The 22,135-nt window shown below is 49.4% G+C and carries 23 protein-coding genes and 1 tRNA gene; 8 read left to right on the top strand and 16 right to left on the bottom strand.

Annotated elements, in window-relative coordinates; translation table 11 throughout:
* Window positions 1–28 precede the first annotated feature (28 nt).
* Window positions 29–1,087 (bottom strand): 3-oxoacyl-ACP synthase III family protein, encoded by a 1,059-nt coding sequence (locus tag ACM9J1_RS07880; protein ID WP_415581485.1) that lies wholly within the window; start codon window positions 1,085–1,087, stop codon window positions 29–31.
* A gap of 182 nt (window positions 1,088–1,269) precedes the next feature.
* Between ACM9J1_RS07880 and ACM9J1_RS07875 the strand changes: the two genes are divergently transcribed.
* Window positions 1,270–2,772 carry a T9SS type A sorting domain-containing protein gene (locus ACM9J1_RS07875; protein ID WP_415581484.1) on the top strand — a complete coding sequence of 501 codons (1,503 nt, stop codon included), beginning with the start codon at window positions 1,270–1,272 and terminating at the stop codon, window positions 2,770–2,772.
* A gap of 12 nt (window positions 2,773–2,784) precedes the next feature.
* Here ACM9J1_RS07875 and ACM9J1_RS07870 read toward each other — a convergent pair whose 3' ends face one another.
* Entirely contained in the window at window positions 2,785–3,153 is a 369-nt protein-coding gene (locus ACM9J1_RS07870) for a group III truncated hemoglobin (RefSeq protein WP_415581483.1), read from the bottom strand.
* A gap of 115 nt (window positions 3,154–3,268) precedes the next feature.
* On the opposite strand from ACM9J1_RS07870, the gene ACM9J1_RS07865 reads away from it, so the two are divergent.
* A complete protein-coding gene (locus ACM9J1_RS07865; protein WP_415581482.1) occupies window positions 3,269–3,790 on the top strand; it encodes a hypothetical protein in 522 nt (173 codons plus the stop codon).
* A gap of 165 nt (window positions 3,791–3,955) precedes the next feature.
* Here the strand turns inward: ACM9J1_RS07865 and gcvP are convergent, their stop codons facing one another.
* Complete coding sequence (gene gcvP / locus ACM9J1_RS07860; protein WP_415581481.1) at window positions 3,956–6,805, bottom strand: aminomethyl-transferring glycine dehydrogenase; 2,850 nt, start codon at window positions 6,803–6,805, stop codon at window positions 3,956–3,958.
* A 138-nt stretch (window positions 6,806–6,943) separates the two neighbouring features.
* Here gcvP and ACM9J1_RS07855 point away from each other — a divergent pair, with 138 nt between their 5' ends.
* Window positions 6,944–7,759 (top strand): UbiA prenyltransferase family protein, encoded by an 816-nt coding sequence (locus ACM9J1_RS07855; RefSeq protein WP_415581480.1) that lies wholly within the window; start codon window positions 6,944–6,946, stop codon window positions 7,757–7,759.
* A 69-nt stretch (window positions 7,760–7,828) separates the two neighbouring features.
* The gene (locus ACM9J1_RS07850) at window positions 7,829–9,220 is read left to right on the top strand and encodes an RCC1 domain-containing protein (protein ID WP_415581479.1); all 1,392 of its coding nucleotides are present in this window, start codon (window positions 7,829–7,831) and stop codon (window positions 9,218–9,220) included.
* Window positions 9,221–9,492: 272 nt separating this feature from the next.
* Here the strand turns inward: ACM9J1_RS07850 and ACM9J1_RS07845 are convergent, their stop codons facing one another.
* The 9 genes from ACM9J1_RS07845 to ACM9J1_RS07805 all read right to left on the bottom strand — a co-directional run bounded on the left by ACM9J1_RS07845 (window position 9,493) and on the right by ACM9J1_RS07805 (window position 16,292).
* A complete protein-coding gene (locus ACM9J1_RS07845; RefSeq protein ID WP_415581478.1) occupies window positions 9,493–9,891 on the bottom strand; it encodes a hypothetical protein in 399 nt (132 codons plus the stop codon).
* 15 nt (window positions 9,892–9,906) lie between these two features.
* Window positions 9,907–10,254, bottom strand: coding sequence for a hypothetical protein (locus ACM9J1_RS07840; RefSeq protein ID WP_415581477.1), 348 nt, complete (start codon window positions 10,252–10,254; stop codon window positions 9,907–9,909).
* Between the two features lie 2 nt (window positions 10,255–10,256).
* Entirely contained in the window at window positions 10,257–11,171 is a 915-nt protein-coding gene (locus ACM9J1_RS07835; RefSeq protein ID WP_415581476.1) for a TIGR01777 family oxidoreductase, read from the bottom strand.
* On the bottom strand, window positions 11,158–11,490 hold the full coding sequence (locus ACM9J1_RS07830; protein ID WP_415581475.1) for a hypothetical protein: 333 nt from the start codon (window positions 11,488–11,490) through the stop codon (window positions 11,158–11,160). The genes ACM9J1_RS07835 and ACM9J1_RS07830 overlap by 14 nt, the downstream gene beginning before the upstream one ends.
* Window positions 11,465–11,821 (bottom strand): hypothetical protein, encoded by a 357-nt coding sequence (locus tag ACM9J1_RS07825; RefSeq protein ID WP_415581474.1) that lies wholly within the window; start codon window positions 11,819–11,821, stop codon window positions 11,465–11,467. The genes ACM9J1_RS07830 and ACM9J1_RS07825 overlap by 26 nt, the downstream gene beginning before the upstream one ends.
* Before the next feature lie 55 nt (window positions 11,822–11,876).
* Window positions 11,877–12,377, bottom strand: coding sequence for a GbsR/MarR family transcriptional regulator (locus ACM9J1_RS07820; RefSeq protein WP_415581473.1), 501 nt, complete (start codon window positions 12,375–12,377; stop codon window positions 11,877–11,879).
* A gap of 97 nt (window positions 12,378–12,474) precedes the next feature.
* On the bottom strand, window positions 12,475–14,502 hold the full coding sequence (locus tag ACM9J1_RS07815; RefSeq protein WP_415581472.1) for a M3 family metallopeptidase: 2,028 nt from the start codon (window positions 14,500–14,502) through the stop codon (window positions 12,475–12,477).
* Between the two features lie 61 nt (window positions 14,503–14,563).
* Window positions 14,564–15,046, bottom strand: coding sequence for a 5-(carboxyamino)imidazole ribonucleotide mutase (purE, locus tag ACM9J1_RS07810; RefSeq protein ID WP_415581471.1), 483 nt, complete (start codon window positions 15,044–15,046; stop codon window positions 14,564–14,566).
* A 91-nt stretch (window positions 15,047–15,137) separates the two neighbouring features.
* Entirely contained in the window at window positions 15,138–16,292 is a 1,155-nt protein-coding gene (locus tag ACM9J1_RS07805) for a 5-(carboxyamino)imidazole ribonucleotide synthase (protein ID WP_415581470.1), read from the bottom strand.
* 146 nt (window positions 16,293–16,438) lie between these two features.
* Here ACM9J1_RS07805 and ACM9J1_RS07800 point away from each other — a divergent pair, with 146 nt between their 5' ends.
* Together ACM9J1_RS07800 and ACM9J1_RS07795 are read left to right on the top strand one after the other, a co-directional pair.
* A complete protein-coding gene (locus tag ACM9J1_RS07800; RefSeq protein ID WP_415581469.1) occupies window positions 16,439–16,879 on the top strand; it encodes an SRPBCC family protein in 441 nt (146 codons plus the stop codon).
* A 60-nt stretch (window positions 16,880–16,939) separates the two neighbouring features.
* Window positions 16,940–17,021, top strand: a tRNA-Leu gene (locus ACM9J1_RS07795).
* 406 nt (window positions 17,022–17,427) lie between these two features.
* Here ACM9J1_RS07795 and ACM9J1_RS07790 read toward each other — a convergent pair.
* Genes ACM9J1_RS07790 through ACM9J1_RS07775 form a run of 4 tightly spaced genes read right to left on the bottom strand, consistent with a single transcriptional unit; the run spans window position 17,428 to window position 21,296 of the window.
* Window positions 17,428–17,973 (bottom strand): hypothetical protein, encoded by a 546-nt coding sequence (locus ACM9J1_RS07790; protein ID WP_415581468.1) that lies wholly within the window; start codon window positions 17,971–17,973, stop codon window positions 17,428–17,430.
* Window positions 17,954–20,233 carry an ATP-binding protein gene (locus tag ACM9J1_RS07785; protein WP_415581467.1) on the bottom strand — a complete coding sequence of 760 codons (2,280 nt, stop codon included), beginning with the start codon at window positions 20,231–20,233 and terminating at the stop codon, window positions 17,954–17,956. Before ACM9J1_RS07785 ends, ACM9J1_RS07790 begins: the two co-directional genes overlap by 20 nt.
* A 13-nt stretch (window positions 20,234–20,246) precedes the next feature.
* Window positions 20,247–20,858: a biliverdin-producing heme oxygenase gene (locus ACM9J1_RS07780; protein ID WP_415581466.1), complete on the bottom strand. Its 612-nt coding sequence runs from the start codon at window positions 20,856–20,858 to the stop codon at window positions 20,247–20,249.
* A gap of 3 nt (window positions 20,859–20,861) precedes the next feature.
* Window positions 20,862–21,296 (bottom strand): response regulator, encoded by a 435-nt coding sequence (locus ACM9J1_RS07775; RefSeq protein WP_415581465.1) that lies wholly within the window; start codon window positions 21,294–21,296, stop codon window positions 20,862–20,864.
* Here ACM9J1_RS07775 and ACM9J1_RS07770 point away from each other — a divergent pair.
* Together ACM9J1_RS07770 and hpt are read left to right on the top strand one after the other, a co-directional pair.
* Window positions 21,291–21,530 carry a hypothetical protein gene (locus ACM9J1_RS07770; protein WP_415581464.1) on the top strand — a complete coding sequence of 80 codons (240 nt, stop codon included), beginning with the start codon at window positions 21,291–21,293 and terminating at the stop codon, window positions 21,528–21,530. The genes ACM9J1_RS07775 and ACM9J1_RS07770 overlap by 6 nt on opposite strands.
* Before the next feature lie 50 nt (window positions 21,531–21,580).
* Window positions 21,581–22,111 (top strand): hypoxanthine phosphoribosyltransferase, encoded by a 531-nt coding sequence (gene hpt / locus ACM9J1_RS07765; RefSeq protein WP_415581463.1) that lies wholly within the window; start codon window positions 21,581–21,583, stop codon window positions 22,109–22,111.
* Window positions 22,112–22,135 lie beyond the last annotated feature (24 nt).

Genomic DNA, 22,135 nt, shown 5'->3' with positions numbered 1-22,135 from the left:
ATGATCGGAAAGTCGCAAAGGTAACGAATCAATACCGGTACACAAACGCATTGATATTCATCCCCGCACCAACGGACGCAAAAATCAGCACATCGCCTTTATGGATTTCTTGGTTTTCCACTTGCCCTTTTACGAGCAAGTCGTACAATGTTGGTACGGTGGCCACGCTCGAATTGCCCAGTTTGTGAATACTCATAGGCATGATGCCTTCGGGCGGTGTTTGGCCATACAGTTTATAGAACCGGTGAATGATGGCTTCGTCCATTTTCTCGTTAGCCTGATGGATGAGCACTTTCTTGATGTCGGAAATGTGGATGCCACTTTTCTCGACGCAGCTTTTCATGGCTTTCGGCACTTCGCTCAACGCAAATTCATAGATTTTCCGGCCGTGCATCTTGATGTAGCGCACATCAGGGTCCAGGTTTTTGTTAAACGAATTCCCAAAGAATAAATAACCTGCTTCGTCGTAGGCAAATGTTGCGCTTTCGTGCGCGAGCAGTCCGTCGTTGTCTGGGCAGGCTTCTATGACCGTTGCGCCCGCGCCATCGGAGTAAATCATGGAATCACGGTCGTGCACATCAACCACGCGCGACAGGGTTTCTGCGCCAATCACCAGACATTTTTTCGCCATACCGGACTTGATGAATGCATTGGCCTGCAACACGCCTTCGATCCAGCCGGGGCAACCAAACAAAATGTCATAGGCGACGCATTTCGGGTTTTTGATGCGCAACTGATGCTTTACGCGTGTCGCCAAACTTGGCAGAATGTCAGACTGGATGGCGTTTGGCCTTACGTCGCCGAAATTGTGCGCCATGATAATGTAGTCCAGCGTTTCGGGATCTACACCGGCATCGTAGATGGCTTTCCTTGCGGCCATGGTGGCGATGTCTGACGTAAACAAATCGTCGGACACGTATCGTCGTTCCTCAATGCCGGTAATGTCCTTGAATTTGCTGATGATGACGTCGTTCAGGTGCGGGAGTTTCTCTCCGTCTTCGGCGAGGAAATCGTGGTTGTTGAAATCAGCGTTACGCATGATGATTTCTGGAACGTAGCTGCCCGAACCGGTGATTTTGATATTCATTGTGGGATTTTCAATAAAGGTACACAAATTTGCCGTTTTGATGTCGGAATGGTTATAATTCACGATTTGTGAAAGTGGTCGGCTTTTTTCTGTTACGTTTTGAGGAATAGTTAATTGCGCGCCATTTTTTTGACTATGTAGGAAAAATAAGTATGTTTGGGCGCTTAAAAAAACAACAGACTATGAAATTATTTTTACCTATTTTGTACCTTTCATTGGCTTTTTCTGCCGCTGCCCAAAATGATGCGTGCACAGACGCCATCGAAATTTTCCCATCCAGCACTTGTCAAGCCGTTTCGGGATCGTTCAACGGTGCTACAATTTCCGGCGACGTCCCAATATGCGCCGACGGTGCCTCGCAAGATGTTTGGTATAAGTTCACCGCAACGCAGCAAATGATGGGCATTACCCTATTCGGAACAGCCGGCGTGAGCAACGGTTTCGAAGTGTATGCCGAGGGTTGCACTGGTAACCGAATCATTTGCCGAAACATAAACAACGCCACGGGTTCCGGAGAGAACATTCAGTTCAACAACTTCACGATCGGGACAGTATACTACATCCGTGTGTTCAATGCGTTTTCTGCGCCCACGACAAATACGTTCAGCTTGTGTCTGCAGGATTTTGCGCCACCGGCCAACGACAACTGCGCCGCGGCCACCGTGTTAACGCCTGCCACAACTTGCAACGCCACCAATTTTACGTTGAGTGGCGCCACGCTCGACGGCCCAACGCCGGTGGGTAGTTGTTCCCCAAATCCGTCGCAGGACGTTTGGTTTTCGTTTACGGCGACAACACAAATGACGGGTATTTCGGTATCAGGAAGCAGCCAGATCAGCGTCGGTTTGCAGGTATACCAAGACAGCTGCAGCGGTGCTTTGTTTGCCTGCCGTAACATGAACGGCGCAAGTAGCGGCGAAACCATTTTGCTGAACACGTTCACCATCGGGCAGACCTACCTTGTTCGCGTCCTTAACGAGTATGCGACACCTCTGAGTACGGCCGATTTCACGATTTGTGTTCAGGAATATCCTGCGCCATCTAATGACTTGTGCGCCAATGCGATTCCTTTGCAAGTGAACCAAAGTTGCGTATCTACAGTCGCGGGTTTTAGTGGCGCGACGCTCGATGGCCCGGTCAGTACGCCTACGTGCAACCCGAATCCGTCGCAGGACATTTGGTATTCCTTCACCGCCACCAACGCCACGATGACCGTGACGATTTTTGGTGCGGCCGGCATCAGCAATGCATTTGAGCTGTATGCGGGTTCTTGCGGCGGCGCTTTTGTAGGTTGCCGGAATGCCAACGGCGATTCCCAAGGAGAGACGTTAACTTTCACTACACTTACGCCTGGAACCGTTTATTTCATTAGGGTTGTGAATGCCTACGCCACGCCTTTATCGGTGGCTTCTTTTGGCGTCTGTGTTGTCGATGCGAACCTTGCCATTCCGGAAACGGATCGTTTGCCGATGTCGCTTTATCCTAATCCATCCTCCGAATTTGTAACGATTGAGATGGCCGATGGCGTTCAGGGGAAAGCGAATTTCTTTAATCTGCTCGGGATGAAAGTCCTTGAAGCCGATACAGGATTTCCAGTAGATGTACGCGGATTGACGGCTGGTATTTACATCGTCGAGGTAAAAAGCGGCAACAAGTCTGGAAACATTCGGTTTGTAAAACAGTAACCACAGCGAAGACTACGTCAATTTAAGCTGCATCACCGTCGCGATAGAAAGCGCACGGGTTTTCATCAATTCCGATTTTTCACCTGAAAACGATTCGTCTATGGTGGCGTTAAAATGGCGCAGCCAAATCTGGAAATGATTGGCCGTAAGCGGTTCAAGCTCGTGCAGATCAACATGGATTTTTAGGACGTTGTTTCGGTAACTTCCGATGTTCAGGATGTTTTGTTCCCAAAAATCGGCCAGGTGCGGCAGGTGTTTTTCGAGGTCAATTTTGGCGACATCGATAAAAATGTAGGCGATCTCAGCATCCGACAATAAGTTGCCGTAGAAGTTCCGCATGATCAGTTCAATGTCTTTTCGGGTGGCGATGTCTGGCTTCACGTCGGATTTTTTGCAAAATTAGTCGAAATTAAGCTGTTAAAAGGTGACAAATGTTTTTTCAAATAGAAAATCCATATATATTTGCCATCCAATAACAGCAAAAATTAAAGACAAAATGAAAAAATTATTAGTGTTGGCCGTGATGCTGGTAACAGCGGTTGTATCTGCCCAGACAGACAAAATCTACAAGCACAACGGCGAAGTAGTGGACGGAAAAGTAATCCGCAACGAAGAGTATGTCATCGTATTCAAGTATGATGGCGAAGATGCTGAAAACTCAATGAGTAAGTATGCCATCGAAAAAATCGTTTACGGCAAAACCGGACGTACTGAAGAAGTTACAGAAAAAATCGTTGTGAACGGCGAAGACGACTGGGAGAAAGTGGTTATTTTCGAAGAGAAAGACTACATCGCAGGCTTGAAAAAAGTAGGTGAAGTTCGCGGAAAAACTGGTTTGATCAATTTCCAGACAGGTAACACCGGAGACAAGAAAGCCGACAAAAAATTGAAAATGGATGCCGCCAAACAAGGCTGTCCGTTCGTGCTGATGACTGCTGACAAGTCAACAGTGGGTGCCAACTCAAACGCTTTGGGTGGTTCACAGAACATCAAAAAAGGTATTGCTTACAAATACTAATTCATACTTGATTGTAAAAGAAAAGCCCCGGAATTTCCGGGGCTTTTTTTATTCGGATTCGTGCCACTCGCTTTTTAACCAAGTTTCAAACCATTGCTCCACGTCAACCCACAAAAAAAATCCCGCGTCAGCGGGATTTTTTTGTGGTCAATTATCCATTGTCAATTAACTCTCCATATACGCTTCAATCGGCGCACACGAGCAAACCAGGTTGCGGTCGCCGTAAGCGTCGTCAACCCGCCGTACCGTTGGCCAGAATTTATTGTCTGAAATATAATCCAGCGGGAACGCGGCCTGTTGACGCGAATACGGGAAGTTCCAGTCATCGGCCGTAAGCATCGCTTGGGTATGCGGCGCGTTTTTCAGGACGTTGTTCTTATCGTCGGCCGATGCCGCTTCAATTTCCTTACGGATCGAAATCATCGCGTCGCAGAAACGGTCGAGTTCTTCCAGGTTTTCCGATTCTGTCGGTTCCACCATCAGCGTGCCGGCTACCGGGAATGACACCGTTGGCGCGTGGAAACCGTAATCCATCAAACGTTTCGCAATGTCCGTCACTTCAATGCCTTTTTCCTTGAACGGACGGCATTCCAGAATCATCTCGTGCGCCGCGCGTCCCATTTCGCCGCTGTACAGCGTGTCGTAATGGCCGGCCAGTCTTTCCTTGATATAGTTTGCGTTCAGGATGGCGTTCTTGGTAGAATCGGTCAAGCCCTCAGCGCCCAGCATCGTGATGTAGCCGTACGAAATCAAGCAAACCAACGCCGAACCCCAAGGTGCAGCCGAAATCGCCGTGATGGCTTGATCGCCGCCGGTTTTGATGATTGGGTTGGTCGGCAAGAACGGCACGAGGTGTTTCGCCACGCAAATCGGGCCAACGCCCGGGCCGCCGCCGCCGTGCGGGATTGCAAATGTTTTGTGCAAATTCAGGTGACAAACGTCGGCGCCAATCGTAGCCGGATTGGTCAGGCCAACCTGTGCGTTCATGTTCGCGCCGTCCATATAGACTTGCCCGCCGTTGTCGTGGATGATTTTCGTGATTTCGATAATGGCCGATTCAAAAACACCGTGTGTGGACGGATAGGTCACCATCAAACACGCGAGGTTGTCTTTGTGTTCAATCGCCTTGGCGCGCAAATCCTCAACGTCGATGTTTCCGTTTTCAGAGGTTTTCGTCACCACAACCTGCATGCCCGCCATGGTCGCAGTAGCCGGATTCGTACCGTGCGCCGATGCCGGAATCAGCGCGATGTTCCGGTGTGAATCGCCGCGTGATTCATGGTACGCACGAATCACCATCAGGCCGGCATATTCGCCTTGTGCACCCGAGTTCGGTTGCAATGTCGTGCCCGCGAACCCGGTCACCACATTGAGTTGTTGCTCGAGTTTCTTCAGCATGGTTTGGTAACCTTGTGCTTGTTCGATGGGCGCAAACGGATGGATGCTGTTCCAGTTGGCCATCGAAAGCGGCAACATTTCGGCCGCCGCATTGAGTTTCATCGTACAGGAACCGAGTGAAATCATCGAATGGTTCAACGCCAAATCCTTACGCTCGAGCATTTTCATGTAACGCATCAAGGCAGTTTCGGAATGGTGTTTATTGAATACGTCGTGCTTCAGGAAGTCTGACGTTCTTTTCAGGTTTTCAGGATAATGCGTTGCCGAAGACAATGCCGTAATGGTGTTACGCGTTTTCCCTGTCGCTTCAGCAAAGATGGACACGATTTGGTTCAAATCTGCGATGGAAGTCGTTTCGTTGACCGAAATCGAAACCGTATCGGCATCAGGGTAAAAGAAATTCACTTCGTGCTTTTCGGCGATGGCTCTCACTTTCGCGGCATCGGCTTTTAAGACGATCGTATCGAAAAACGCCGTGTTGGTCTGGTATACGCCAAGTGTATTGAGCGCGTCGGCCAAGGTCACCGCCGACGCATGAACCGTATCGGCAATGTAATGCAAGCCTTTCGGCCCGTGATATACCGCGTACATACCAGCCATTACGGCCAACAATACCTGAGCGGTACAAATATTCGACGTGGCTTTTTCACGTTTGATGTGCTGCTCGCGTGTCTGCAACGCCATGCGAAGTGCACGGTTTCCGTTGGCATCCACCGTAACACCGATGATGCGGCCCGGCATGGAGCGTTTGTATTCTTCCTTCGTGGCGAAGTAGGCAGCATGCGGTCCGCCGTAACCCATCGGGATGCCGAACCGTTGCGTCGTGCCCAGAACCACATCGGCGCCCATTTCGCCCGGCGGTGTCAGTTTGACCAACGACAAAATATCGGCGGCCACGGCAATCTTGATGTCTTTCGCTTTGGCCGATGCGATGAATTTTCCGTAGTCGAACACTTGCCCGTACTTGCCCGGATACTGCAAAATCGCACCGAAGAAATCGTCCCCGAATGCAAATTCCTCATGGTTGCCTACCACGAGTTCAACCCCGATCGGTGTCGAACGGGTTTGCAGGACAGACAGCGTTTGAGGCAGGATTTCTTCCGAAACGAAAAATTTGTTGACGTTGTTCTTCTTCTGGTCGCGCGTCCTGACGTCGAACAACAACGCCATCGCTTCCGCGGCAGCAGTGCCTTCGTCCAGCAATGATGCGTTCGCGATTTCCATTCCCGTCAATTCAATTACGGTGGTCTGGTAATTCAAAAGCGCTTCCAAACGGCCTTGCGCAATTTCGGCCTGATACGGCGTGTAAGCCGTGTACCAGCCTGGGTTTTCGAAGATGTTGCGCTGTATGGTCGGCGGCACGATGGTCGGGTGATAACCCATGCCGATGTACGATTTGTAGATTTTATTTTGGTTGCCCAGCTGTTGGATGTGGTTCAGATACTCGTATTCGGTCATGGCCGGATCGAGCGCCAACGGTGATTTCAGCCGGATGTCGTCTGGGAAAGTTTCATACACGAGTTGGTCCATCGATGCCACACCAATGGTTTTGAGCATGTGCGTCACATCATGTTCTCTTGGGCCGATGTGTCGCAGGGCAAAAGCGTCTGTTTTCATATAATAGCGAGCGTGTTGTTTTTAGTGCCACAAAAATACTGATTTATCCGCAAAAATCATTGGCCCGAAGGTGTGTTGCGTTGCCATTTTTTCAACCGAAAAGCCATCTTGTTAACAGTTTGCCCGTAACTTTGTAAGATGGGCATTCCGGCAAGACTTCTCGGTTTTTATTTGCGAAGCAGTTTGCATGTGGCGGCGTCTGCATCTTCGCTCACGTTAATGACCCAGCACATGTTCCGGTTGCCGTATGATTGGCCAGTGGTTTTGTTTGTTTTTTGCGGAACGGTCACCGGTTACAACTTCGTCAAATACGATGAGATCGCGCGGGTGAGAAGCGCTGCGGTAAGCAACGAAATCCGTGGAATTGCATGGCTTAGTTTTGTCTGCTTTCTTGGCGCTGCGGTTTGTTTCTTCCAATTTCGCTGGATCACGCAACTGTTGTCTTTGGCCTTGCTGTCCTTGACCGCGCTCTACACGTTGCCGTTTTTCCCGAACAAACGAAATGCACGTAATTGGTCTGGCGTCAAGATTTACATCGTGTCCGTTTGCTGGGTCGGCGTGACGCTCGTGTTGCCACTTGTGGATGCCGGTGTGGCGGTGTCGTCGGATTTTCTGCTGAAATGCGTGCAGCGGTTCTTACTGGTATTCAGTCTGGTGTTGATTTTCGAGATCGTCGATATCGACAAGGATGATCCGCACCTGAAAACCGTACCGCAGGAAATTGGTGTCGGAAAGACGAAAATTCTCGGGGTGATTTTACTCTTGGTATTTTACTTCCTTGAATTTTTCAAGACCAATCGTGACGTGCCGCAGATTTACATCAATATTGTCCTGGTCATAGTTACTGCATTATTCCTGATTTTTGCTAACGAAAAACGGTCAAAATACTATTCGTTGTTTTGGACCGAAAGCATACCCTTGTTATGGCTGCTGCTCGTTTTGGTTTTCGGGTAAATTTATTTGACGGCCGCAAATTGGGTTAAAGATTTTATATATTTAGCGAACTAACGTCAGAACAGCGATATGAAAACAAAACTACTCTTCAGAAATTTTTTCTTTTTAGCTACATTTTTCTTTGTCAGCATTATGTCGGGTCAAGGTTGCTGGACGGCTATCAGCGCTGGCCGGACGCATACCGTCGCAATTAAAGACGACGGCACAATCTGGTCTTGGGGTTCAAATAGCCGGGGCCAATTGGGCGACGGAACAACAATGCAGCATTATTCGCCTGCACAAATCGGCACGGACAGCAACTGGGCAAAAATTGCGTGTGGCGATTACCATACGATTGCAGTCAAGACCGACGGCACGCTGTGGGTTTGGGGCGACAATGGAATCGGACAACTTGGCGGTACGGCGGGGTCTAATATTTTATCGCCTACCCAGATTGGAAACGAGACCAACTGGGCGGAAGTCTCAACCGGAAGACAACATTGCACGGCCTTGAAAACCGACGGAACGCTTTGGGCCTGGGGTATGGGACTGAATGGTGCAATCGGCGACGGTGCAATGGAAGACAGACCCGATCCGGTACAGATTGGCATTGCAACGAATTGGTCGAAAATATACTGCGGTTATTATCATACGTTGGGTATCAGGACAGACGGCACTTTGTGGGCTTGGGGATGGAATGCAAGCGGCCAGCTCGGAATTGGTACTGATGTAGATGAACTTTCTCCGATTCAAGTCGGTACTGATAACGATTGGGTTGACATTTCAGCCGGCAATGCTCATAGTGTCGCACTCAAGAGTAATGGTACCTTATGGGGTTGGGGTTTTAATATTTTGGGACAATTGGGCAACGGGACTACAGACGACGTATGGGTTCCGACACAATCAGGAACACAGACAAATTGGGAAAAAATCGTCAGCGGGCTCGGGCATACTATCGGGCTAAAAACAGATGGTACCATCTGGACCTGCGGACTCAACAATACCGGACAACTTGGTAACGGTACAGTTGATCCGAGCGCGTCCACGCCATACCCTGATTTGACACAGGTCGGGACAGACAACGACTGGCAATTTATTAGCGTTGGTTCGCATTTCGTGCACTGCCTCAAAGATGCGCAAATCTGGTCTTGGGGATCTAACATCAGCGGGCAGTTCGGTAACGGAAGCAATTCGAGCAACCCGAATCCTGAGACCTATCTCAATTGTACAACGTTGTCAATCGCCGAAATTGCGCCGCACACGTTTACGGTCTATCCAAACCCGGCACGCGATGTTATACAAATCATGACGCAAGAGTACACGCTGTTTGATGAAATCATTGTGACCGATGTGTACGGGAAAACCGTTATTACGCAACAACAAACTGCACAGGTAAATACGTCCGGGCTGGTTTCAGGAATGTATATCATCAGGGCTTCGGTGGATGGCAAAACCATGACTGCGAAATTTGTGAAAATGTAATTTGAACCTAATCGAAACTGGCCGGGATTTAGTTCTCGGCCAGTTCTATTATGTCACAGTTCTCATACACAAGCCGCTAACGCGATAGCCAATCGATTTAACTTTTTCCTCCGGTGAAAAATAGGCGAACAATCCGCCGCGGGCTGCCGGAACGGTCGTGAAGAAATTCCACGACATGACGCTCACGAAATCATTTAAGATATCGGCACCGAAAACCAGCGGATAAAATCGCAAAAGCTACGGAATGGCAATGTGCTTTTAAAGATCAAAGGTTATTTGAACAGCGGTTCTGGATTGTATGGCGGTTGCATCATCGCCGCTTCCTTCGCCTTGCGTTTCCCGCGGAAAAAGAAGAACAAATTCACGAACAACATCACGCCCAGATAAATGGAGAATCCACCGATTTTGTAGCTCAGCGCTTCCACCAATTCCCGATTGGTGCCAGTATAGAGGTTCATTTCCAGGATCATCAGCGCAAACCCGATGTTGAGCAGGTAAAACCCGGTTTCGAACAAACGGTTCGTGGCCAACGCAATTTCCTCGCGCCCTTTGAAGATGTCGAGCATGTAAATCTTGCTGTTCTTGAAAAGCGTCCGTGACACGTACAGTGTCAGTAAAATAGCGGTTGGAAGGTAAATGGCGTAGCCGGTAAGCGTGTTTGAAATTTCCATGATAAATGTATTTGGTTATTGAATGATTTTCTTGAGTTGGTACGTGACCAGATAAATGTTCATGTAATGCAGCGCCGAGATGATGCAGACAATCACGGCCGTTTTCACCGAAATGGTTTCCACGAGTTGCTGTACACTGAGTATCGTATCCCATTGAACCAGTGTGATGGCGCAATAGCCGATGTTAAGTAGGTAGTAACCCAACAGTAAGATTTGGTTGGTGCGTTTGCACAAATCTTCGTGGTTCGGGATGAGTTGGGCCACGAAAACATTGCCGTTGCGGTAGCAGATTTTCCCGACCCGAAAGATGATGACGGCTGTTATCAAAAGGTAAATGGCGTAGCCGAAAAGGTTGTAGTCCATGGTTATCGGGTTAGGTTTTCAAAGGCTTTTTCAGGCGTGCCGAATTGGTAAGTGAAGCCGTTTTCCATCAGTCGTTTCGGGACGACGTTGCGGCTTTTCAGGACGAGCTCGGTTTCCGTGCCGATGATTTTCGCCCCGAATTCGAGTAGTTTTTTTCCTATCGGAATTCCGGTCGGAACATGCAACGCACGGCGAAGTGCTTTCATGAAATCTGCGTTGCGGATGGGTTTCGGTGCCACGATGTTCACCACGCCGATAATTTGATGCCGGATGATGAAGTCGACGGCGCGGGCAAAGTCTCTCTCGTGGATCCAACTCACGAATTGCCGTCCGGTGCCTTGCTTGCCGCCCAACCCGAATTTCACGAGGTTTTTAAGCGGAAGGAATGCACCGCCTTTTTTCCCAAGAACGATAGAGGTGCGTAGCGCCGTTTTCAAGGTTTTGGGCGTTTTGGTTCCGAAGAATTCTTTTTCCCATTCCTTGGCCACGTTCATGGAAAAGTCATCGCCGATTTCGCCTGTCGGTTCATCGTTTGTTGTCAGGAAAGAACTTTTATAAATCGTTGCCGTTGAACTGTTCAGCCAGTGTTTCGGCGGATGCTGGCAACACAAGACCGCCATATTCAATACGGCAGTACTGTCTGTCCGTGACCGTAGGATTTCATTTTTATTGGCCTGCGTGTAACGGCAATCCACAGATTTTCCGGCAAGGTTGATCAGCACGTCGGCGTTCTCGAGTTCATGTTCCCAACCGGTCATGGTCTTGGCGTCCCAGTGCACGTAACGGATGTGGCCAACGGTTTTGCGCTCGCCTCTTGTCAGTATGACGATTTCATCAAACTGATTCGTGAAATAGCCAGTCAAGACTTGTCCGAGAAAGCCGGTGCCTGCGGCAATGACGAGTTTAGTCGGTTTCATTTGGAAGGTCTTTTTGGGTGTAGATGATGATACACAGATAGACACAGAGTAGTATAGGCATCAACCAGATCCATTCGGTGCCGTCGGGCAGCGCGGATAAAAGCAGGAAGAACAACAACACGCCGGCGAAATAGATTTTGATGTGTCGGTTTTCGGGATAATCGCCCCAGAAACAAATCGCCGCCACAACTTGCAACAACCCGGTCAGTGTCGTGCTCAGCAAGGCCAGGATAAAGAACCCGGGCCAAATGATGCCCAATACGCCCAGCCCCATCGGGAGGCCGAGCGCCCAGTTATTGATAGACTTGATTGTTTTCATGGCGGTAATGGATTTGCGTTTCACGATACAACACATAGCTGAAATAGACGGCGAGGATTGCAGGCCAATACCACGGAAAACCGTTTTGAGTGTGGCGCAACCCGACGCTGAAGAACAAGAAGACACCCAGCCAATAGAACCAAATCAGGAAGTTGCTTCGGTTGAAAACCCGGTACACGGCAATGGCCATACCCACGAACAATTGATACAAGGCGAGCCACATGGTGGCATATTGTGGCCATTCCCGGTCAATCCATCCCACGTTCGCCAGCAGGAAAGCCAAGGGCGTAACCAGCAATAAGAAATAATTGGTATAAAGGATTGCTTTCATAACTATAGATTTTAAACTTTCAGAAAAAAATGAAACATTTATTTAAATTTTTTTGTCACTTCATCAGTTTGACCACCAGTTTTGCGAGCCAGTTGTCTTTGTATTCGGTAATCTTTTCGAGTGCATTGTCGGCTTGCAGGACAAAGTCATACAGTTTTTTAGTTTGGTCTGAGAAGTGTCGCGCGGCAGCCGAATTTTCTTCCACAACCGATACTTCCTTCAAGATCTTCAGCGCCGGTTTGATCTCGCGCCGGCTGCGTTCCCGGGAAATCTTCACGGCCAGTTCGTCAAGGTCTTTTTCGGCGGTAAAGAACTCGCGGCGTTCGCCCGGTTTGTATTCTTTATACACGATGCCCCAATCCATCAGCGCCCGAAGGTTCATGCTGGCATTGCCGCGCGAGATGTGCAACTCGGCCATGATGTCTTCCATGGAAACCGCATCGTTTGACACCATCAGCAGCGCGTGGATTTGCGCCATCGTCTTATTGATGCCCCATTGCGACCCGAGTGCGCCCCAGGTTTGGATGAATTTCGATCTGGCTTCGTGGTATTGCATGGGTCAAATGTAAAACATTATTTTTAAACTTTCAAAAATAATTGAAAGTTTTTTGACAAAAAAAGGCTGCTTGAAGAAAACAGCCTTATTGATACGGTTACATCAACCCGGCGCGTCGCAACAAGGCATCAGGTTTCGGCTCTTGTCCGCGGAACTTCACATACAATTCCATCGGCAGTTCCGTGCCGCCTTTCGATAAGACATTTTCCTTGAATCGCGCCGCGACTTCGGTATTGAAAATGCCTTTTTCCTTGAAGAATTCAAAGGCGTCGGCATCCAAGACTTCGGCCCATTTGTAGCTGTAATAGCCCGACGAATAACCGCCTTGGAAAATGTGCGAGAACGCCGTGCTCATGCAGTTTTCGGCCACGTCCGGATATAACTTCGTGCTTTCGAATGCCGCTTTCTCAAAGGCTTTTACATCGGTGATATTTGACGGGTCGGCCGCGTGATACGCCATGTCCAATAGCCCGAAACTCAGTTGGCGCATCGTGGCGATGCCTTCCTGGAAACTCGCGCTCGCCTTGATTTTTTCTATGAAATGCTGCGGAATGACCTCGCCGGTTTGGTAATGCTTTGCAAACAACGCCAACGCTTCGGGTTCGTAACACCAGTTTTCCATGACTTGGCTTGGCAACTCCACGAAATCCCAATAGACGGAAGTTCCAGATAAACTCGGATAGGTCGTGTTGGCCAACATGCCATGCAGCGCATGCCCGAATTCGTGGAACAACGTCGTCACTTCCTGAAAAGTCAGCAACGACGGCTTGGTTTCGGTAGGCTTGGTGAAATTGCAGACGATTGAAACATGCGGCCGCTCATTCGTTCCATTCTTCATGAATTGCGGCTTGAACGACGTCATCCAGGCACCGTTGCGTTTGCCCTTACGCGGGAAAAAGTCAGAGTAGAAGATTGCCACGAGTTCACCCTGGAAGTCCAATACTTCAAACGTCTGCACATCTTCGTGGTATTTGTCGATGTCGAACACTTCCATAAAAGTAAGCCCGAACAATTTGTTGGCCACCGTAAACGCGCCTTGTTGTACGTTTTCGAGCTTGAAATACGGTTTGAGCTGTTCGTCGTCGAAATCAAACAACTTCTGCTTGAGTTTCTCCGAATAGTAACCGCCGTCCCATTTTTCGAGATGTTCCAAGCCGTCCAGCGCTTTCGCAAATGCGGTCAGCTCGGTAAATTCCTTCATCGCCGCCGGTTTGGCTTTTTCCAGCAAATCATTCAGGAATGCTTTTACTTTGTCCGGGTTTTGCGCCATGCGTTCTTCCAACACGAAGTGCGCATGAGAATCGTAACCCAGCAATCGGGCGCGATCAAACCGCAGTTTGGCAATTTTCTTCACGATTTCCTGGTTGTCGTTTGCATTGTTGCGGAAGCCTTTTGCGCCGGCGGCAATCGTAATGTCACGACGCAGTGCGCGGTTGTCGGCATACGTCACAAACGGGATGTAGCTCGGATGGTCAAGCGTAAAAATCCAACCGTCTTTCCCTTCACTTTTCGCCAGGTTTGCAGCAGCTTCAATCGTGCCTTCCGGCAAGCCTTTCAGGTCGGCTTCGTCGGTGATGTGCAATTGGTAATCGTTGGTTTCGGCCAGTACATTTTCGCCGAAAGTAAGTTTCAGTTTCGCCAATTCCGTATCGATCTCGCGCAGTTTCGCCTTCTTGTCTTCGGGCAACAACGCGCCGTTACGGGCAAAACCTTTGTATTTTTTATCGAGCAGTGTTGATTGTTCGGTCGTCAATTGCAAAGTGTCTTTTTGATCATAGACTGATTTCACCCGCGCGAACAATTCCTCATTGAGTGAAATGTCGTTGCTGAACGCCGTCAACAAAGGCGACACTTCCTGGGCAATCCGCTGGATTTCATCGTTGGTTTCGGCCGAATTCAGGTTGAAGAAAATATGCGACAGGCGGTCTAATGTTTCGCCCGAATAATCGAGTGCTTCAATCGTGTTTTCGAAGGTCGGCGCGTCTGTGCTGGCGATAATATCATCGATTTCTTTTCGGGCCATCGCAATCGCTTCCTCGAAAGCAGGCTTGAAATCGTCGGTCTTGATTTGCGAAAAAGGTGCGGTGTTGTGTTTGGTTTGGAATTTCTGGGTGAGAATGGTCATTTTAAATGTTCAAAGTTCAAGGTTCAAGGTTGTAGGGCGCTACCCAATACCTTGCACCAAATTATTTTTTAAGATTGTCCGACGCCTTGTTTACCGCATCCTTGAGGTTTTCCTTGTATGCGATGATTTTCGCCTGTACGATTTTATCATGACTGCCGATGATCTGCGCGGCCAAAATACCGGCATTCTTTGCGCCGTTTAATGCAACGGTCGCCACCGGAACGCCGCCGGGCATTTGCAAAATAGACAAGACCGAATCCCAGCCGTCTATGGAATTGCTCGACTTTACCGGAACGCCAATCACAGGAAGCGGAGACATCGAGGCCACCATTCCGGGCAAGTGCGCGGCGCCGCCGGCTCCGGCAATAATCACCGAAATCCCGTTCAAATGTGCCGATTTGCTGAATTCGAACAACTTTTCGGGTGTGCGGTGCGCCGACACGATATCCACTTCGGTGGGCACGCCCAGTTCGTGTAAAATGTCGATGGCGTCTTGCATGACCGGCAGGTCAGACGCGCTTCCCATAATAATCGCTACTTTCATTTAATTGACAATTGACAATTAATAATTGATAATTTTTTTGGCGTTGCCTTCGGCCGGGCTTTACGCGGTGCGCGGCACCTTGCTGCAATCCCTAACGCGAAATCACCCGTATCGTATTCTTTACTTCCTCGGCGATTTTCCTCGCTTTCGAAACGTCTTCATTCACAATCGTGACATGTCCCATTTTCCGAAACGGCCGCGTTTGTTTCTTCCCATAAATGTGCGGTGTCACGCCGTCGATGCCCATGATTTTCTCGATGTTTTCGTAATGCACGTCGCCCGAATGGCCTTCTTCGCCCACAAGGTTTACCATGATGCCGGCCACTTTGCTGTCTGTGTGGCCCAACGGCAAATCCAAAATCGCGCGGATGTGTTGCTCAAATTGCGATGTATAACTGGCTTCAATCGAATAGTGTCCGGAATTGTGCGGGCGCGGCGCGACTTCGTTCACCAAAATCTCATCATCATGCGTCTGGAACATTTCGACGGCCAGCAGGCCTACGTGATTGAATTTCTTCGACACATCAAGCGCGAGTGCGCGGGCTTTTTCGGCCACTGCATCGTCAATGCGCGCCGGGCAAATCACGTATTCCACTTGGTTGGCTTCCGGATGGAATTCCATTTCCACGACCGGATACGTCTTAATCTCGCCAGACGGGTTTCGCGCCACGATCACGGCCAGTTCATTCTTGAAATCGATCATGTCTTCGGCAATGCATTCACCATCAGGTAATCCGTTCAAATCGGCGTCTTTCCGGACCACTTTCACGCCGTTGCCGTCATACCCGAATAGTGTGCTTTTCCAAATAAACGGCAGGTCAATGCGGTCTTGGCTGATGGCGTCGCGCAAACTGTCGAGCGTGTCGAATTTATGGTAGTCGGCCGTCGGGATTTGGTGTTGGCGGTAAAAGTCCTTTTGTGCGCCTTTGTTCTGGATGCGTTTGAGCGTGGCCGGGTCAGGATAGACTTTTACGCCTTCCGAAGCCAGTTGTTCCAAGGCTTGCACGTTGACGTGTTCAATCTCGAAAGTGAGCACGTGCGCTTTTTTGCCGAATTCATAAACGGTATCGAAATCCATCAAATCGCCCTGATAGAATTTGTTGCAGGCGAGTGCGCACGGCGCTTGGTCGCTCGGGTCGAGCACGATGGTCTTGATGTCGAATTTGCGCGTGTCGTAAAGCATCATCTTGCCCAACTGCCCGCCGCCCAATATGCCGAGCGTAAAATCTGAAGAAAAATAATCCATTGTGTTGCTGTTGCCACAAAGATAACCAATTTAACGGTTTTGCAGCGTGTGAAAATTGTCGCAAAATTGCCCTAAAAAACACTTAATCGGAGCGGGAATCTGACGCACTTTGGCTAACTTTAGTCCACTAACCAAATTCCGAGAACATGAAAACCATCCGCAAACAAATCGCGATAGACGCGCCCAAGGAAAACGTCTGGACCGTCTTGCTCGACGACAACTACACCACAGAATGGTACGCCATCTTCAGCGAAGGCACGACCGCAAAGTCAGACTGGATAGAAGGCCACCGCATTGAATTTTCAGACAATTCCAACAACGGCATCTTCGGGAAAATTGCCCGGAAGAAGCCGTATGAAAAACTTTCATTCGTCTACGAAGGCTTTATCATGAACGGCATTGAAGACACCGAAAGCCCAATGGCGAAAGCCTACATCGGTAGCGAAGAAACATACCGCCTGACCGAGGAAGACGGCAAAACGGTTTTGTCTGTTTCCTGCGACATGGACGAAAGCATGTACGATGAAATGTCATCTAAATGGGAAGCCGCACTGCAAAGGATCAGTGAATTGGCCGCAGCGGTGTAAAATAATTCGCAAAGCGCTTGCTTGGCATTAAGTTTAATTCCTAAATTTGCGCTCCTGAATGCCCAAGTGGCGAAATTGGTAGACGCACTGTGTTCAGGTCGCAGCGCCTTCGGGTGTGCTGGTTCGAGTCCAGTCTTGGGCACAAAGCCTTTCCGCAACGCGGAAAGGCTTTTTTTGTGCAGCAGCGCGTCGAAAATTCAATTTTCGTAAGCGTAGCTGCACAAAAAAAGTATTGACGCGCCGCGTCAGTGGTTTTGGGTAAGACCACCCGTTTCTCTGGACCAACGGCGTTAGTCCAGGGCACCGCATTTCCGGCGATTCAGTTGTTTCGCTTTAAACCAATCAGTTTTGCGGATGGACAGGTTTGCGTAGCGTCAATGGCTTTGGGTAAGACCGCCTGTTTCTCTGGATCAACGGCGCTAGTCCTGATAACCGCAGTTTCTGGTTTGGCCGCGTTAGCGATAGCAGTGGAAATCCTTTTGTGTTGTCCCGGCAGGGCAACGCAAAAGATTGAAACGGATAGCGCGGGCCGAAGGCAACGCCCAAAACTACAGAATCATTATTTTACCGAGTACTTTCCGTGCTACCGATTGGTACGCAGGCGAATGATCGGGAAAGCCGTGTTGCAGCACCGGGACGAGTTCTGGATATACCCAGTCCAGTTTTTTGCCGGTTTCGAACAACGTAAAAATAGCGTACGCTTTGGCGGCGACTTTTTCATCTGAAATGACCCACTGAAAACAGGCTTCGGTGATTTGCAGGATTTGTTTTTCCGTCAGAAAATCTGGCACTTGCCGTAGCCGTTTAACGCAGAACATACAGATTTTGGAAATGGACCGCAGCGCGCTGTCATTCTTCCAGCGTAACAGGTTGTCGCAGAATTCGGAAAGCCTGGGCTTGAGCAAGTCGAGGTTTTGTTCGAGCACGAGTTCGAGTGTCCAGCAAGCCTTGAAATGGTTTTTATCTGCGGTGTCGAGCGCGAGTGAAATCAGTTCGTTACCCAAGCCGTGGCGCAGGACAAAAGCGGCATTGTCGTCGCGGCTTTTGCGGTGCGCGGTGCTTTGGGCAATCCGGTTATAAAGCGTTTGTTCCATGGACGTCGCACGGGAAATAAAGCGTAATGGTAGCGCCGGCGTCAGGCATTCCCGAAGCCGAAATGCCGCCTTGGTGCGTCTGCATGATTTTCTTGCACAACGCCAGCCCAACGCCCGAACCTTTGTATTCACCGTGGGCGTGCAGCCGCGTAAAGATATTGAAAATGTTGTCTGCGTATTGCGGTTCGAAACCGATGCCGTTGTCCTGAAAATAAATGGCCCAACACAAACGCCCACGAAGCGCCGGCACCGAAATCGGGTTTTCTGACGCCGTGACAGAAATCGTGGTTTCGCGGTCGGGCGATGCATATTTTAGCGAATTCAGCAATATGTTGGAGAACAGTTGGCGCAGCAAAAACGGGATACCGATGATTTTGGGCAGGCCGTGAAAAGTGAGGCCCGCGTTTTTCTCCCGGATCATTTCCTTGAGGTCGGCCAGCGTGTCTTCGAGAATGGCGTTTAAATCGACGGTTTCAAAAACGGCTTCGGTGTTCTTGATGCGCGTGTATTTCAGGATATCGACCAGCAACGTCTGCATGCGGTGCGCGGAATTCTGGATGCGCGTCAGTCCGTCAAGCACCGAATCTGACAATTGCTCGTCTTCCTTGGAAAGCAGCCGCGACCCGATGAGTTGGATTTTGCGCAGCGGTTCCTGCAAATCGTGCGTGGAAATCCAGTTGATGTTTTCCAGTTCGGCGTTCGTTTCTTTCAGGATTTCATTCAGATTCCGGTACTTTTCCTCTTCGTTGCTCAACAACATCATACTGAGTTGCTTTTGGAGCGAATGTGCATAATTGGCTGCCGTGTTGAGTTCTGGCCTGAGCCAAGGTTTGCTTCGGTCTTTGACGATTTGTTTCCAGAGGTTGAACGAATTTCGCGGATGCAACCCATTGGTGTCGCGGATGATGGCTTTGTTCGGGTCGCCGCCCCAATGCACTTCAGATTGGGTTTCGGGCCGGTACCAGATGATGCTGTTGCCGCCGGAAAGCGAATGACAAATCACCCCGGATACAGTCGAGCATATTTGCCCGATCCCCGGCAGGAAATGGATGAGTTTGTCTGTGTGGAACGCGGCGTCGTTGCTGTAATTCAGGAACCAGTCAGAGAGCAACCGGATGTCTTCGTCTTTGGGCGTAAGGCCATTCTTGTATATGTTCTCGCCGATGCAAATGGATACGCCGGCCGCGTTGCACAACTTGAGCAGTTCGGGGCTGATGGAAATGATCTTAAATGATTCGGCCACCGGCGGCAGGTTGAATCCGGTGAGTTTTTCCAACGCCAGGTTGGCCTTTCGTGCAATTTCGTATTCTTCGTTGGATTGGCGCAGGTCAATCTGCGACGTAATGAATTGCCCTTGGAGTTGTGCGGCCAGTTTGATTTCCGGCGTGAGGTTTTTCGGCGAATAATGGTGGCACGCGATCAAACCCCAGAGTTTCCCGTTGTGGATGAGCGAAATCGTCAATGTAGCGCCAACGCCCATGTTTGCGAGGTATTCTACATGGATGGGCGACGTGCTGCGCAATACCGACAAACTCAGATCGAGGTTTTTGCCCGGAACATCGTCAATGGTATAAATCGGAACCGGTTCGTAATGAATGTCCACAATGAGCCGCAAGAGGTTTTTCAGATACAGCTCTCGCGCCTGCACGGGAATGTCGGTGTGCGGATAGTGCAACCCAAGAAACGGTTCGAGGTCTTCGCGGCAGCTTTCGGCAAACACTTCGCCGTTGTATTCCTGGTCAAAGCGGTACACCATGACACGATCGTACCCTGTAATTTCGCGCGTGCCGTGCGCCACCAACGCACACAATTCCTTGAGCGTGCTGGTGCTGTTCATATAGGAGACGAACTGGATGGTTTGCGTGTACGCATCAACGAGTTTGTCGCGGTCGGGCGCATGAGGTTCGGCCTCGAGAATGTAAACCGATCCGCTCTGGTGGATGCTGCAGCCAAAACATTGCCCATTAAAAGTAAGGCGAAGCGGCGCTGCAGATTGCCGTGAAAGGTCTGCGATGTATGCGGTCAGTGCCGTTTCATTTTCCTGGCCGAATGTTTCCCGGAAGGTTTTCCCGAGCAATTGGTTGTGGCCAATCCCAATGAAATCGGTACAATTTCCAGAGCAGAAGTCAATGGTGAATTCGTCGGTTTTGATGCCGATCAGAAACCCGTGCGGCTGGATACTTCCGGGAATATGGATGGGTTCGTGTTCGCAATTGGTCAGCGTGATGCGGTCGCGGTTGACGATGTCTTTGATGTTCATGGCGGCAACGGTTTTAAGAATGCTGCAAAAAATGTTGGTGAATGGCCGCAAAGGCATGGTTGGCGCCGCGGATGATGTCGTCACTGCAACCTTGCGCCGTCTCATGACGGGCCAGCAATTCCATAAACGATTTCCAGCGCGATCCGGTTTCGGCGCCGTATCCGTGAAAGTAACGTGCGCCACTTTCGTTGTCCATTCGCAAGGCGTTGTGCAGGTTTTTCAAAATCATCCGGCCGCCCAATACCGAACCTTCCATAACATACACGATGCCCATCGCAAAGGCTTCGGACGTATTCTCACCAATGGTGAACACCGGTCGAAAATGTGATTTTGGCGCACCGTAATAGGCCAAATCCTCTAAAATGGACGGCAGTTTTCTGCGTTCTTGCAAGTCTGGAATCAAGCCGCTGACGCGCGGGAAAATGCGGGTTTCTAAGTCGTGCACGGCATCGGCCATGGCGTTCAGGTATGCGGTGTAATCTTCACGGCTGACCGTCGGGGAAACGATCGCTTTAGAAATGGGAAGCTCCTCCAACGCCTGGTGCGCCGGTGCGGTTTTGGTCCTGAGTATGGAAATAAATAATTCGGCCGGGCGCTGTTGGGCCGTCTGGCTGTTTTGCATCATAAATTAAGCGGCGGCGTACAAAAAGTTCTCGCGCGTAGTCCGGAACGATTTCCAGTCTATCGACAGCGTGTATTGGATTGATTTTCTGAAGGATTCGTAGTTTTCTTGTTTCGGCAGGTAAAAAGTGGCACCGAGCGCGAGGGTTTTTTCCACCGTTTTTTCGTCGGAGGAAGTCGAGAAAACCACCACCGGAATGTCGTTGAAATTTGGCCCGCCACGCAACTCGCGCAACACATCGAAACCGTTTTTCCCAGGCATGTTCAAATCCAGGAAAATAATATTGGGCGTGGGCGGCGGATTGTACAAGGCTTCAATCAGGGCATCGCCATGGTCAACCGTGTGCAAGGACACGCCGCTGAGGGTATTGACGACTTCGCTGAAAAAGTATAGGTCTTCTGCATCGTCGTCTGCGTAAAAAATCGTGAGATTAGGATGCATGACGTTTTAATTTTAAGAAGTGTTGAGGTTCAAAATTACGATAACAGCGCTAAAAATTTATGCTCTTTTATGTTAAAAGATGGTGATATCAACGGTTCCAGTGCTTTACCGGAATTTACCAGCGTTTTTTTATTAACGACTGTTTTTGCTTTAAACCTGAACGTCAAACAATTCTTAACAAACCTTGTCAAAATCCCAATTGCCGAACATTTAAAAAAAACACTAATTTTATAAGGGCGCAACGTTTTCCTAATTCCTATATTTGCACATTAAACCCAATCAAGGTGATACGACTTCACGAAAAAGATTTTGTACCGTTCATATCGGCCGAAGAAATAGACTTTGCGATTGCACAAATGGCCGCGCAGGTCGAAGATGATTTTGGAGACGATGTCCCGGTTTTCGTCGGGATTCTCAACGGTTCGTTCATGGTCGTGGCCGACTTCATGAAACATTACAAAGGTTCGTGCGAAGTGAGTTTCATCAAGATGGCATCGTACGAAGGCACGTCGTCAACCGGCGAAGCGAAACAACTCATCGGGCTCAATCAAGACCTTGAAGGCCGTACGGTTGTGGTCATCGAAGACATCGTGGACACCGGACATACCATAGAAACCCTCAAGACATTGTTCAAGGCCCAAAAGGTGAAACACTTGCGTTTTGCGACGTTGTTTTTCAAGCCCGAAGCGTACAAGGCAGACATCAAGCTCGATTACGTCGGCATCCGGATCCCGAATAAGTTCATCGTCGGGTATGGGTTGGATTATGATGGGTTGGGAAGAAATTTACCGGAAGTGTATCAACTCAATGAATAATTAATAATGAATAATTAATAGTTG

The organism is Flavobacterium longum (assembly GCF_965137575.1).
GTDB lineage: Bacteria > Bacteroidota > Bacteroidia > Flavobacteriales > Flavobacteriaceae > Flavobacterium > Flavobacterium longum.
Note: the sequence above shows the minus strand (reverse complement) of the source record. Positions and strands in the feature narration are given on the sequence as shown.